This is a genomic window from Anaeromyxobacter sp. SG66, from assembly GCF_022690805.1.
Taxonomy (GTDB): Bacteria; Myxococcota; Myxococcia; order Myxococcales; family Anaeromyxobacteraceae; genus Anaeromyxobacter; species Anaeromyxobacter soli.
Genome location: NZ_JALCZC010000024.1, coordinates 1 through 12004 on the forward strand (window position 1 = coordinate 1; position 12004 = coordinate 12004).

Below are 12004 nucleotides of genomic sequence, written 5' to 3' on the forward strand. Positions count from 1 at the left end.
GGGGCAGCGCGGGCTGAGCGCGGCCGAGCGCGCGCGGCGAGGCCGCCGCCCGGCCGGGCGCGGCGCGGGCGGGCACTCGCCCCGCGACTCCGCGATCGGGCCTCGGCGGAGAGCGTCGGACGAGGCGCACCCCCCACGGTGGGCCTGCCCCTCACGGACTCGTGGGCGCACGGATGGTGAATGGGTACCCTGCGTGAAAGCGGGGGCCGGCGATGCGCGCGACGGGGGTGGTGGTGGTGGCGGCCGTGCTGGCGGCCGGCTGCTTCTCGCGTGGCGAAGCGGGCCGATCGAGCGCGGAACCGCCGGCGGGAGGGGAACCGCCCGCGAGCGGGCCGCCGCCGGACCCGCGCCAACCCTCCGGGCCGATCCCCCCGGACGTCGAGGTCCCCGCGTCGCTGCTGCCGGTCGAGGCAGGCGTCGCGACCTCGGACCGCCCGTGCGCGGGGGGCTGGTGCTGGTGGAACTTCCCGCGCGGCGCGCCCGTCCGGAGCATGTGGGGCAGCGGCCCGAGCGACGTGTGGGCGACGACCACGCTCGGCGGGATGCTCCACTGGGACGGCGCGGCGTGGTCCGCGGAGTGGCTCGGCGTCGCGCGCGAGCCGGGCGGGATCCCGCTGTACGTCGGCTTCGACCTGAGGGACGTGTGGGGCAAGAGCGCGACGGAGGCGTGGACGGCCGATCCGCTCACGCTCCTCCGATGGGACGGAACGCGCTGGACGCGTCAGGCCCGCGGCGAGGTGTTCACCCAGGGTTCCATCTCCTCTTCGGACGGGGTGGCGTGGACCGGCACGTGGAGCTGCGGCTTCCAGCGGTTCGACGGCACCGTCGCGGAGACGTTCGCGTGCCCGGAAGGCTACGCCGGCGACGTGTACGGCGTCTGGGCGGCGGGGATCGACGACGTGTTCGGCGTCACGTTGCCGTGGGAAGGCTTGCGGGCGGGCGTGAACACGCGGGCGGTCGCCGTCGTGCGGCGTCGCGGCGGCAGCTGGTCCGAGTGGCGCCTGGGCGGAGGCCTCGTCCGCCTGCCCGATGGGCTGGGCTCGATCTCGGGCTCGGCGCCGGACGACGTGTGGGCGAGCGCGCTGTCTCCTCCGCAGGCCGGTTCGCGGGCCCGGGAGCCGTTCCGCTCGACCGAGCCCACCGTCTGGAGGTTCGACGGGGCCGAGTGGTGGCCGCAGGACGCGTCGATCTCGGGCCCCGTGTTCGTCGCGACGCGCGGCGACGTCTGGGTCGGCGAGCACCACCTCGCGGACGGCGCCTGGAGCGAGGTCGCGGACGCGCCGGACCGCGTCCTCTGGGCGGCGGGGGCGCACGACGTGTGGGGCATGCGCACGGACGACGTGTCCGGCGCGCTCTACCACTGGAATGGCGAGCGCTGGACGCCTCGCGCTCACCTCGGAGGCGAGCTGCGGGTCATCGACCGGAACCTGGCGCCCGCCGACGAGGCGTGGGTGCTCGCGCCGACGGAGGACGGCGGCGCGGAGCTCGTGAGCTGGGACGGGGCAACCTGGGTCCGCGTCTCCGGCTCGCGGCTCCCCGCCTCGGAGGTGGGGCTCCTCTACACGGCCACGTACGGCTCGAGCGCGAGCGACGTCTGGCTCGCCCACCGCGACGGCTATCTCCATTGGGACGGCGTGCGCTGGACGCCGACCCGTGTCGACCGGAGCGCGGCCTCGGCCTGGGACCCGCGGTACCGCGCGTTGCGGGAGAAGCTCACCGGCACCGGCGCGACCGACGCCTGGGCGTCGAACGAGGCGGGCGTCTTCCACTGGGACGGCGAGCGGTGGACGGGCCGCGGCTCGCCGGGCGAGGTGCACGCGATCTGGACGCCGCGCCCGGGGCTGCTGTTCGCGCTGGGGTTCGAGGTCACGCCGATCCAGGGCGACCCGCCGTACGAGGCGGTGCTGCAGCAGGTCATCTGGCGCTGGTCGGACGGCGGCTGGAGCGAGGAGCTCCGCGGAGCGACCGAGTGCCGCGCGCTCACGGCCCGCGATTCGTCCTGGGAGCGCGGCGCGATGTGGGGCGCGACGCCGCACGATGCCTGGGCGTTGATCGGGGAGGTCGCCTACCGCTGGGACGGCAGCCGCTGGGCGGGGACCGCCGGCCCCACCTACCCGGTGCGCTGCATCTTCGGGACCGGCGCGGACGACGTCTGGGCCGTCCCGACGTCGCGCTGGAACCACGATCCCATGAATCGATTCCGCTGGGACGGGCGAACGTGGGAGCGCGCCGAGATGCCCGTGGGCCTCATGTGCGGGTCCGGCGCGTGGGTGTCGCACCACGGCGGCCTCTGGCGGCGCGCGCCCTGAGCGCGAGGCCGGCGGACCTCGTCAGGCGAGCGCGCCGGAAGCCTCCGCGGGGTCGAGCAGCCCGAGCGCCCGCATGCGCCGCCACAGCGTGCTGCGGGAGAGGCCGAGCGCCTTGGCGGTGTCCGCGCGGTTCCAGCGGTGGGCGTCGAGCGTCGCCTGCAGGGTGGCGCGCTCGTCGTGCGGGACGGCGCGGCGCCCGGCGATCGCGAGGAGGGCCGCCGGGGTCGAGGAGGGGGCGAGGGCGGGCGCGGGCGCGACGAGCGGCTCCGCGCGCGCCGCCGCGGCCGCGCCGACCTCCGGCGGCAGGTCCTCGGGCTGGAGCGTCTGCCCCTTGCACACGGTGGCGGCGTACTCGAGCGCGTTCTCGAGCTCGCGCACGTTGCCGGGCCAGTCGTGGGAGAGGAGGGCGCGGAGCGCGTCGGGCGAGAAGTGCAGCGCCCGCGCCGTCCGAGCGCCCACGCGCCCGAGGAGGACCCGCGCGATGGGCTCGATGTCCTCGCGCCGCGCGCGCAGGGGCGGGAGCTCCACCGGGAACACCCGCAGCCGGTAGTAGAGGTCCTCGCGGAAGGTGCCGGCGGCGACGGCGCGGCGGAGATCGCGGTGGGTCGCGGCGATGATCCGGGCGTTCGTCCTGCGCACCTTGTCGTCGCCGACGCGCTCGTAGGTGTGCTCCTGCAGGACGCGCAGGAGCTTCACCTGCACGGCGAGCGGCAGGTCGCCGATCTCGTCGAGGAAGAGCGTCCCGCCCTCGGCCGACTCGAACCGCCCGGTCCGGTCGCGGATCGCGCCGGTGAAGGCGCCGCGCACGTGCCCGAAGAGCTCGCTCTCGAGCAGCTCGGCGGGGAGGGCCGCGGCGTTCACCGCGATGAACGGGCCGTTCCGGCGCGGCGAGTGCGCGTGGATGATGCGCGCCATCACCTCCTTGCCCGTCCCGCTCTCCCCGGTGACGAGCACGGTCGACTCGCTGTGCTGCAGCGTCTCGATGAGGCGGAACACCCGCGTCATGGCCTGCGAGCGGCACATCACGCCGAAGCCGGCGACGGGCGCGCAGACGTCCGGCGACTCGTCGTCGGCGGGACGGAGGATGACGAGGTAGGCGGCGGAGGGATCGCAGACGCCGTGCGGGTCGTGCTGCAGGGGCGCGGCGGTGACCGAGAGCAGCCGCGGGCCGCGCTCGCACTGGAGGTAGGCGCGCCACCCCTCGCGACGCTCGCCCGCGACGAGCGCCTGACGGAGGGGTCCCTCAGGCCCGAACAGCTCGCTGCCGAGCACCGTCTCGACCGGCGCACCCGTGATCCGCGCGGCGGCCCCCGGCCCGAGCAGCGACTCCACGCGCTCGGAGGCGTGGCGGATCCGGAACTGTCCGTCGAGCGCCATGCAGATGCGGCCGATCGAGCCGAACGCGGCGTTCACGGCGGCGAAGGCGACGTCGCGGTTGCTCGTGGGGTGCTGGGCCTGTTCCATCGGACTCTCCCTCGTCGCACACCCTGACACACCGCGTTTCGCCGTGAAACGCGGTGTGTCGTCGCACCTGAAACGCAGAGTCGCGTGCTCGAGCCAAGTCCGCGATTCGACGTGACTCCCGAACGGGCACGCGGCGCGCAATGCCCGCCTGCGACGAGAGTTGCGCCACGCAGCGAACCGCCTGGCGACGGACCGCGCGCCGGCTCGCCCGGCGTGCCACGAGAGAGGAAGAGGCCATGACGATGAAGAGGCTCACCGTGCTCCTCGCCGCGATCTCGACGATCGCGCCGGCGGCGGCGCACGCGACGAACGGCATGCGGATGATCGGCTTCGGCGCCGTGCAGGACGCCATGGGCGGCGTGGGCGTGGGCGCGACGCTCGACGGCGCCTCGCTCCTCACCAACCCGGCGGGCATCGCCGACCTGGGGCGGTGCTTCGAGCTCGGCGGCTCGTACTTCAAGCCGTCGGTCAGCTACAGCGCGACGGGGAGCATGCCCGCGATGTTCGTCGCGAACGACGGCGCGTCCCTCGACTCGGACCGCGGCGCCTCGCCGATCCCGGTCATCGCCTACGTCCAGCCGGTGACCGACCGGATCTCCGCCGGCCTCGGCGTGTTCGGCGTCGCCGGCATGGGCGTCGACTACGCGACGAACCTCTACTACGGGCCGACCCTCACCTCCTACATGCAGGGCCGCTTCACGCCCGGCGCGTCCTACCGGGTGAGCGATCGCCTCAGCCTCGGCGTCACCGCGAACGTCATGGTGGCGCAGATGAAGTACGACGTCGCCTCCGGCGCCGGCCAGGCGGCGCACGACACCTCCACGGCGGTGGGCGGCGGCGCCACCTTCGGCGTCAAGTTCACGCCGGTGAAGCGCGTCACCCTGGGCGCCGCGTACGAGACGCGCAGCTGGTTCCAGGACTTCTCGTTCGACGTCCCGGCGCGCCCGAACCCGATGGCGCCGGGCACGACGATCCCGGGCGGCACCGACAAGCTCTCGTTCGACCAGCCGCAGAGCGCCACCCTCGGCGTGGCCGTGACCCCGGTGGACGCCCTCCTCCTCGCGGTGGACGTCCAGTGGATCGACTGGTCGAGCACGATGGGTGACGGGCTCCCGCAGTACACGAGCGACCCGAGCGCCACCGGCGCCATGCCGTTCAACATGGGCTGGAGCGATCAGTGGGTGGTGAAGGTGGGCGCCCAGGTGAAGCCGACCGCGCAGCTCGCGCTCCGCGCCGGCTACAACTACGGCAAGATGCCGCTCGACCCGGACCGCGCGTTCGAGAACATGGCGTTCCCGGCCGTCTCGGAGCACCACCTCACCGCCGGCGTCGGCTACGCGATCGGCCAGAAGCTCAACGTGAACGTGGCCGGCATGTACGCGCTCAACTCGAAGCTCGAGGGCTCGAACGCCGCGCCGCCGCCGCCGATGGGCAACGGCCAGGGCATCGCCGCCTACTCGACCGAGATGTCGCAGCTCGAGATCGACGTCGGCCTCGCCTACCACTTCTAGCGCGGCAAGGCGCGTCAGGATCTCCCTCGAAGGAGCGCCAGCGATGACTCTCACCCGCAGGAAGTTCATCCAGATCGGCGGCGCGGCGGCCGGCGGCGCGGCCCTCGCGTCCGGGCTCACCACGCGCTGGTGGGGCCTCGACGCGGACCGCGTGGAGGATCCCGCCACCGACGGCGACCGCGTGGTCGCCTCGTACTGCGAGCTCTGCTTCTGGGGCTGCGGGGTGAGGGCGCACGTGAAGGACGGGCGGGTGACGAAGGTGGTCGGCAACCCCGACCACCCGCTCTCCCGCGGCATGCTCTGCCCGCGCGGCGCCGGCGCGACCGGCCTCCTCTACGACCCCGATCGCCTGAGGAGGCCGCTCGTCCGCACGCAGAAGCGGGGCGAAGACGTGTTCGAGGAGGTGAGCTGGGACGCGGCGCTGAACCGCGTCGGCGAGGGGCTCCTCGAGGTGAAGCGCCGGCACGGCCCCGAGGCGGTCGCGCTCTTCACGCACGGCTCGGGCGGCACCTGGTTCAAGCACTTCATGAAGGCGTGGGGCTCGCCCAACGTCGGCGCGCCGTCCTACGCGCAGTGCCGCGGGCCGCGCGAGGCGGGCTACCTCCTCACCTTCGGCACGCCGCTCGGCTCGCCGGAGCCGATCGACCTCGCGAACGCCCGGGTCATCACGCTCATCGGCAGCCACCTCGGCGAGAACATGCACAACACCCAGGTGCAGGACCTCGCCGAGGCGGTCGGGCGCGGCGCCGAGCTCGTGGTGGTCGACCCGCGCTTCTCGGTCGCCGCGAGCAAGGCGCGCTACTGGCTGCCCATCAAGCCCGGCACCGACATCGCGCTCCTCCTCGCCTGGATGAACGTGATGCTGGCGGAGAACGCCTACGACGCCGAGTACCTCGCGAAGCACGCGGTCGGCCTCGAGGAGCTCCGCGCGCACGTGGCGGACAAGACGCCGGAGTGGGCCTATCCCATCACCGGCCTCCGCCCCGAGCTCATCCGCGACAGCGCGCGGCTCATCGCCTCCGCGCGCCCCGCCTCGCTCGTCCACCCCGGCCGCCACACCACCTGGTACGGCGACGACACCCAGCGCGCGCGGGCCATGGCGATCCTCTCCGCGCTGCTCGGCAGCTGGGGCCGGCGCGGCGGCTACGTGAGCCACGCGAAGCTCTCGCTCCCGCCGTACCCGGTGACGGCCGAGCCTCCGCACGGGGGGAAGGGCGCGGCCGACCGGCCGAAGAAGGGCGGCTTCCCGGTCGCCACCGAGGTCATCGCCTCGGGCCTGTGCGACGCGAGCGTGTCGGGCCAGGCGCTCTACGACCTCAAGGCCTGGCTCATCTACGGCTGCAACCTCATGCAGGCGCTGCCCGACCGGCGCCAGACGGTGAAGGCGCTCGAGGGGCTCGACCTCGTCGTGTCGATCGACGTGCTGCCCGCGGAGATCTGCGGGTGGAGCGACGTGGTGCTCCCCGAGGCGACCTACCTCGAGCGCGACGACGACATCGCGGCGCCCGCGTACAAGCGGCCGTTCCTCGCGGTGCGGCAGGAGGTGGTGCCGCCGCTCCACGACTCGAAGCCGGGCTGGTGGATCGCGAAGGAGCTCGCCGGGCGCGTGGGGCTCGCGGAGCACTTCCCCTGGAAGGACGCGCGCGAGTACGTGGACGCGCGGCTCCGCGCGGGCGGCCACGACGTCGCCCGCGCCCGCGAGACGGGCGTCGTGCTCGGCCGCGAGGTCGCGACCTGCGAGGAGGAGGGGCTCGCGGTCGAGGTGCCCCACGAGTCGGGCAAGATCCAGCTGCGCAGCGAGGAGCTCGCGAAGCTCGGCTTCGACCCGCTCCCCCAGTACTACCCGCACGAGGAGCCGCCCCCGGGCCAGTTCCGGCTGCTCATGGGGCGGGCCCCGACGCACACCTTCGGCCGCACGGTGAACAACCGGCTCCTCGCCGAGCCCTACCCGGAGAACGAGGTGTGGGTGAACGCGGACGTCGCGCGCGCGCTGCCCGGGTTCGCGCAGCCGCTCGAGGACGGCGAGCGCGTGTTCCTCGTGAACCAGGACGGCGCGCGCTCCGGGCCGGTGCGCGCGAAGGTGACGCAGCGGATCCGCGGTGACTGCGTGTACCTCGTGCACGGCTGGGGGCAGACCGCGAAGCGGCTCGGCTACGCGTACGGCCGCGGCGCCTCCGACAGCGCGCTCGTCACCCGCTACGCCGTCGACCCCATCATGGGCGGCACCGGCATGAGCGTGAACTTCGTGCGCCTCGAGCGCGCCGAGAGGTCGGCATGAGGAAGCGCTACGCCATGGCGGTCGACACCGCCCGCTGCGTCGGCTGCAACGCCTGCGTCATCGCCTGCAAGACGGAGAACGCGCTGCCGAGCGGCGGGTTCCGCGGCTGGATCGCCGAGGAGACGCACGGCGCGTTCCCGGGGCTCTCGATGGAGATCCGCTCGGAGCGCTGCAACCAGTGCAGCCGCCCCTCCTGCGTCTCCGCCTGCCCGACGGGCGCGAGCCACGTCGCCGACGGCGGGGTGGTGGCCGTGACGCGGTCGAAGTGCACGGGCTGCAAGGCGTGCGTGGCGTCGTGCCCGTACGGCGCGCGCTACGTCCACCCGGAGGGCTTCGTGGACAAGTGCACCTTCTGCCTGCACCGCGTCCGCGAGGGGAACCTCCCCGCCTGCGTGGAGACCTGCCCCACGCGCGCGCTCACCTTCGGCGACCTCGCCGACCCGGCGAGCCGCGTCGCGGAGCTCACCCGCTCGCGCCGCGTGAAGGTGCTCCAGCCCGGGTCGGGCAACGAGCCGAACGTGTTCTTCCTCACGTAGGAGCCCGAGATGCAACGGAACCCCGACAAGTTCTGGAACCCGTACCTCGCCGGCGTGGCCCTCGGCCTCGTGCTCTTCACCTCGTTCCTGGTGATGGGCTCGGGCCTCGGCGCCTCCGGCGCGTCGCTCCGCGCGGGCATCGCCGCGCTCGAGGTCTTCGCGCCCTCGCACGTGGCGAGCACGCCGTCCCTCGCGCGCGCGGAGGCGAGCCCGCACGTGACCTGGCTCGTGTTCGAGATCTTCGGCGCGCTGCTCGGCGGCGTCGTCGCGGCCTACACCTCCGGCCGGCTGCGCGGCGAGGTGCTGAAGGGGCCCCGCATCGGCAACGGCGCGCGGCTCGCGCTCGCGCTCGCGGGCGGCGTGCTCATGGGCGCCGCCGCCAAGATGACGCGCGGCTGCACCTCCGGCCAGGCGCTCTCGGGCGGCGCGCTCCTGTCGGTCGGCGCCTGGGCCTTCATGTTCTCGGTGTTCGGCGGCGGCTACGCGCTCGCCTGGTTCCTGAGGAGGGAGTGGAGATGACGTTCCCCATCCTGCCGCCCTTCGAGCTCGGGCTCGTCGCCGCGGTCCTCATCGGCTTCGGGTTCGGGTTCGTGCTCGAGCGCGCCGGCTTCGGGCGCGCCAACAAGCTCGCCGCCCAGTTCTACGGGGAGGACATGACCGTCTTCAAGGTCATGTTCAGCGCGATCGTGACGGCCATGCTCGGGGTCGTGCTCGCCTCGGCGCTGGGGCTCGCCGACTTCAAGGCGCTCGCGGATCACGCCGTGAGCGGCACCTACCTCGTGCCGATGGTCGCCGGCGGGTTCCTGCTCGGCGCGGGCTTCATCGTCTCCGGCTACTGCCCGGGCACCTCGTTCGTGGCGATGGCCTCCGGCAAGCTCGACGGGCTCATGACCGTGCTCGGCGTCATCGTGGGGCAGGTCCTCTGGGCGGAGCTCGAGTGGCGGCCGGGGTTCGCGACCTTCCACAACGCCGGCGACCTCGGCAACTTCTACCTCTGGGAGCTGTTCCACCTCTCGCCGCGCTCCGGCCCGTACGTCGTCGCGCTCGCCGTGACCGCGATGGCGGTCGGGTGCTTCGTCGGCGCGGAGAAGCTGGAGCGCGTCCTCGCAGGCCGCTCCCATCCCGGCGCGGTCCCGACGCCGGCGGGGCGGCCCGGGCGCTTCGTGTTCGCGGGGCTCGCCGTCGCGGCCGCCCTGGGCCTCGTGGGCCTCGCGGCGCCGACGGTGGCCCGCGAGGGCGGGCGCGCGCCGACCGGCCTCGCGCCGCTCGCGCTGGCCCGCCGCGTGTTCGACGAGCCCTGGAAGCTCCGCATCGTCGATCTGAGGCCGATGGAGGCCTGCTCGGCGAAGCGGATCCCCGGCGCCGAGTGCGTCCCGCAGGACAAGCTCGGCACGCTCGGGCTCGCGGACGCGAGCCCCGGGCGCGACCTCGTGCTCGTCGGGGCCGCCGAGCTCCCCGCCATGCCGGAGGCCGCCGCGGCCTACCCGGGCCGCGTGTACGCCCTCGAGGGCGGCTTTGCGGCGTGGGAGGCGTTCGCGCTCACCCCGCCCGCTCCGCCCGCTCCGGGCGCGCCGGCTTCCGACCTCGAGGCGTACCGGCTGCGCGCCGGGATCCAGGCGGCGATGACCGGAATGAAGGCGGCGCCGCCGCCCCCCGTGCCCGCCGCGGCGCCCGGCGGGCCGCGCAAGGCGGGCGGCGGCGGCTGCAGCGGCTAACGAACGGGAGACCACCATGACCGAGCTCGATCTCGCGCGGCACAGCCGGCTCATCGATCCGCAGCTGCACGTCTGGGGCTGGGAGGTCCCCGTCTACCTCTTCCTCGGCGGAATGGCGGCCGGGCTCATGATCGTCACCTCACTCCTCGCCGCGCGGCGGCCGGAGCGCTCCCCCGCCGCGCGCTGGCTCGCCTTCGCCGCGCCGGTGCTCGTGTCGGTGGGCATGGGCGCCCTGTTCCTCGACCTCGCCCACAAGCTCCACATCGCGCGCTTCTACCTCGCGCTCCGGCCGTCCTCGCCCATGTCGTGGGGCGCGTGGATCCTGGTCGCCGTCTACCCGGTGAGCCTGCTCGTCGCGCTCGGCGGGCTCGACGAGGCGCAGGCCGCGCGGGCTGCGGCGCTCGCCGGCCGCGTCGGCCTGGGCGGCCTCGTCCGGACCGCGCGGGCGTACGCGCTCCGCCGCGCGCCGGCGCTCCTCCGCGCGAACCTGTGGGTGGGCGTCGCGCTCGGCGTGTACACCGGCGTCCTCCTCTCCACGCTCGGCGCGCGCGCCCTGTGGAGCTCCGCCCTGCTCGGCCCGCTCTTCCTCGTCTCGGGCCTCTCCACCGGCGCGGCCTTCCTGCTCCTCTTCGGGCTCGACGCGGACGAGCGGCGGCTCGTCGCGCGCTGGGACCGTGCGGCGATCACCGTCGAGGCGGCGCTCATCGTCCTGTTCCTCGTCGGGCTCTCCACGGGAGGCGCGGCGGGTCACGCCGCCGCGGGGCTCCTGCTGGGCGGCCCGTTCACGGCGCAGTTCTTCGCCCTCGTGGTCTTCGGCGGCCTCGCCGTGCCGCTCCTCATGGAGACGCTCGAGGTGCGCCTGCACCTCGGCGCGACCCGCGTGGCGCCCGCGCTGGTGCTCGCGGGCGGGCTCGCGCTGCGCTGGATCCTGGTCGCGGCGGGCCAGGCCTGAGGGCGCGGGGCGCCGGCGCCGTGCCCGCGCGCCGGCGGCACGCCACCGTCATCCACGCCCGTCCGCGCTCGGCTTCGCCGACGCCTCGGCCGTCGGACCGGCGAGGCGGAACGGGTGCTCGAAGCTCAGGTACAGGAACACGGCGCGCTCCCCGTGGCTCGGCCCGACGCCGAGCGGCACGCTGACGCCCGGGACGATCTGCAGCCCGCTCGCGAAGTCGATCGCGCCGCGCACGCCCGGGTTGACGGTGAACGTCTCCGCGTGATCGTTCGCGCCGGGACGCGCCGTCTCCGAGCGCGTGTAGAGCACCTCCGTCAGCACGTTGAAGCGCGCGTGGGCGAGCCAGATGAGGCTCTGCCCGGCTGAGAACGAGGTGAGCGCACCGTGGCCGCCGTCGGAGGCGAGCGCGGACGGAACGTACGTTCCGCCGAGGTTCACGTGCGTCACGAAGCGCCGCCCGAGCATGGCGCTCAGCGGCAGGTTCACCTGGACGCCGGCGCCACCGAGCCCCAGCCCGCGCCGCTCGTCGCCGGTGGGGACGAGGACCGAGAGGCGCGGCGCCAGCGCGACCTCCGTCTCCCCGCTCCCGATCGCCTGCCAGCGGTAGTTGAGCATGAGGTCGCCGAGCCCGGTGGCGCGGGGGGCCTCGAGGCCGGCGTAGTTGAGCGTGACGCTCGCCTGGTGGGTCTGCCCGAGCACCGGCCACTCCTCGGTGAACGAGTAGAGCCACGCGCCCGTGCCGCCGACGCGGCTGAAGGTGCTGATGTGCTGGATGACGCCCGGCTCCTGGTTGTAGGCCTCCTCGATGAGGAAGCTGTTGTCCTGGATCGGGAGGTCCCCCTCCGCGAGGGCGGCGGCGGGGGCCGAGAGGGCGACGGCGGTGAGCAGGGCGAGGAGGCGGTTCGAGGACATCGGGTGCGTGCTCCGGCGATTCGAGTGGGGTGGGGTCCCGGGGGAGCTTCCTCCCCGGGTCGAGTCGGGCTGCGGGATGGGCGAGGGGGTGCGAGGAGCGGATCAGGTCCCCGTGCCGCCGCCGGCGGAGGCCGACGGCCGCGGTGGGCGCGGCTCCGGGCGGCGGCCGAGCGTCACGAGGGGCGCGGGTGCGCGTGCCCGGGCGCTGCACGCGCCGCCCGACGAGCACCCGTGGCAGGCGCCTCCGCCCCTCCAGAGCGAGCGGTAGAGGAGGTAGAGCGCGCCCGCCATGACGAGCGCGGCGATGACGGCGTCTTCGAGGCCCAT

10 protein-coding genes are annotated in these 12004 nt (G+C 74.5%); 7 read left to right on the forward strand and 3 right to left on the reverse strand.

Annotated elements, in window-relative coordinates:
• The first annotated feature begins 212 nt into the window (after positions 1–212).
• The gene (locus tag MNZ39_RS09340) at positions 213–2309 is read left to right on the forward strand and encodes a hypothetical protein (RefSeq protein ID WP_242337680.1); all 2097 of its coding nucleotides are present in this window, start codon (positions 213–215) and stop codon (positions 2307–2309) included.
• Between the two features lie 21 nt (positions 2310–2330).
• Here the strand turns inward: MNZ39_RS09340 and MNZ39_RS09345 are convergent, their stop codons facing one another.
• Positions 2331–3773 carry a sigma-54-dependent Fis family transcriptional regulator gene (locus MNZ39_RS09345; RefSeq protein ID WP_242337682.1) on the reverse strand — a complete coding sequence of 481 codons (1443 nt, stop codon included), beginning with the start codon at positions 3771–3773 and terminating at the stop codon, positions 2331–2333.
• Between the two features lie 236 nt (positions 3774–4009).
• Between MNZ39_RS09345 and MNZ39_RS09350 the strand changes: the two genes are divergently transcribed.
• Genes MNZ39_RS09350 through nrfD form a run of 6 tightly spaced genes read left to right on the forward strand, consistent with a single transcriptional unit; the run spans position 4010 to position 10765 of the window.
• Positions 4010–5284 carry an OmpP1/FadL family transporter gene (locus MNZ39_RS09350; protein WP_242337684.1) on the forward strand — a complete coding sequence of 425 codons (1275 nt, stop codon included), beginning with the start codon at positions 4010–4012 and terminating at the stop codon, positions 5282–5284.
• A gap of 43 nt (positions 5285–5327) precedes the next feature.
• Positions 5328–7562, forward strand: a complete 2235-nt coding sequence (locus tag MNZ39_RS09355) for a molybdopterin-dependent oxidoreductase (protein WP_242337686.1) — start codon at positions 5328–5330, stop codon at positions 7560–7562.
• Positions 7559–8098, forward strand: a complete 540-nt coding sequence (locus tag MNZ39_RS09360) for a 4Fe-4S dicluster domain-containing protein (protein ID WP_242337688.1) — start codon at positions 7559–7561, stop codon at positions 8096–8098. Before MNZ39_RS09355 ends, MNZ39_RS09360 begins: the two co-directional genes overlap by 4 nt.
• Before the next feature lie 9 nt (positions 8099–8107).
• Entirely contained in the window at positions 8108–8617 is a 510-nt protein-coding gene (locus MNZ39_RS09365; RefSeq protein ID WP_242337690.1) for a YeeE/YedE thiosulfate transporter family protein, read from the forward strand.
• On the forward strand, positions 8614–9813 hold the full coding sequence (locus MNZ39_RS09370) for a YeeE/YedE thiosulfate transporter family protein (RefSeq protein WP_242337692.1): 1200 nt from the start codon (positions 8614–8616) through the stop codon (positions 9811–9813). The genes MNZ39_RS09365 and MNZ39_RS09370 overlap by 4 nt, the downstream gene beginning before the upstream one ends.
• A 16-nt stretch (positions 9814–9829) precedes the next feature.
• A complete protein-coding gene (gene nrfD / locus MNZ39_RS09375) occupies positions 9830–10765 on the forward strand; it encodes an NrfD/PsrC family molybdoenzyme membrane anchor subunit (protein ID WP_242337694.1) in 936 nt (311 codons plus the stop codon).
• Between the two features lie 48 nt (positions 10766–10813).
• Here nrfD and MNZ39_RS09380 read toward each other — a convergent pair whose 3' ends face one another.
• Together MNZ39_RS09380 and MNZ39_RS09385 are read right to left on the reverse strand one after the other, a co-directional pair.
• Positions 10814–11677, reverse strand: a complete 864-nt coding sequence (locus MNZ39_RS09380; RefSeq protein WP_242337696.1) for a hypothetical protein — start codon at positions 11675–11677, stop codon at positions 10814–10816.
• Positions 11678–11779: 102 nt separating this feature from the next.
• On the reverse strand, positions 11780–12004 hold the full coding sequence (locus MNZ39_RS09385) for a hypothetical protein (RefSeq protein ID WP_242337698.1): 225 nt from the start codon (positions 12002–12004) through the stop codon (positions 11780–11782).

Coding starts and splice junctions, on each gene's coding strand:
- MNZ39_RS09385 (WP_242337698.1), bottom strand. CDS start 12,004: ATGGGCCTCGAAGACGCCGTCATCGCCGCGCTCGTCATGGCGGGCGCG.
- nrfD (WP_242337694.1), top strand. CDS start 9,830: ATGACCGAGCTCGATCTCGCGCGGCACAGCCGGCTCATCGATCCGCAG.
- MNZ39_RS09345 (WP_242337682.1), bottom strand. CDS start 3,773: ATGGAACAGGCCCAGCACCCCACGAGCAACCGCGACGTCGCCTTCGCC.
- MNZ39_RS09340 (WP_242337680.1), top strand. CDS start 213: ATGCGCGCGACGGGGGTGGTGGTGGTGGCGGCCGTGCTGGCGGCCGGC.
- MNZ39_RS09355 (WP_242337686.1), top strand. CDS start 5,328: ATGACTCTCACCCGCAGGAAGTTCATCCAGATCGGCGGCGCGGCGGCC.
- MNZ39_RS09380 (WP_242337696.1), bottom strand. CDS start 11,677: ATGTCCTCGAACCGCCTCCTCGCCCTGCTCACCGCCGTCGCCCTCTCG.
- MNZ39_RS09370 (WP_242337692.1), top strand. CDS start 8,614: ATGACGTTCCCCATCCTGCCGCCCTTCGAGCTCGGGCTCGTCGCCGCG.
- MNZ39_RS09365 (WP_242337690.1), top strand. CDS start 8,108: ATGCAACGGAACCCCGACAAGTTCTGGAACCCGTACCTCGCCGGCGTG.
- MNZ39_RS09360 (WP_242337688.1), top strand. CDS start 7,559: ATGAGGAAGCGCTACGCCATGGCGGTCGACACCGCCCGCTGCGTCGGC.
- MNZ39_RS09350 (WP_242337684.1), top strand. CDS start 4,010: ATGACGATGAAGAGGCTCACCGTGCTCCTCGCCGCGATCTCGACGATC.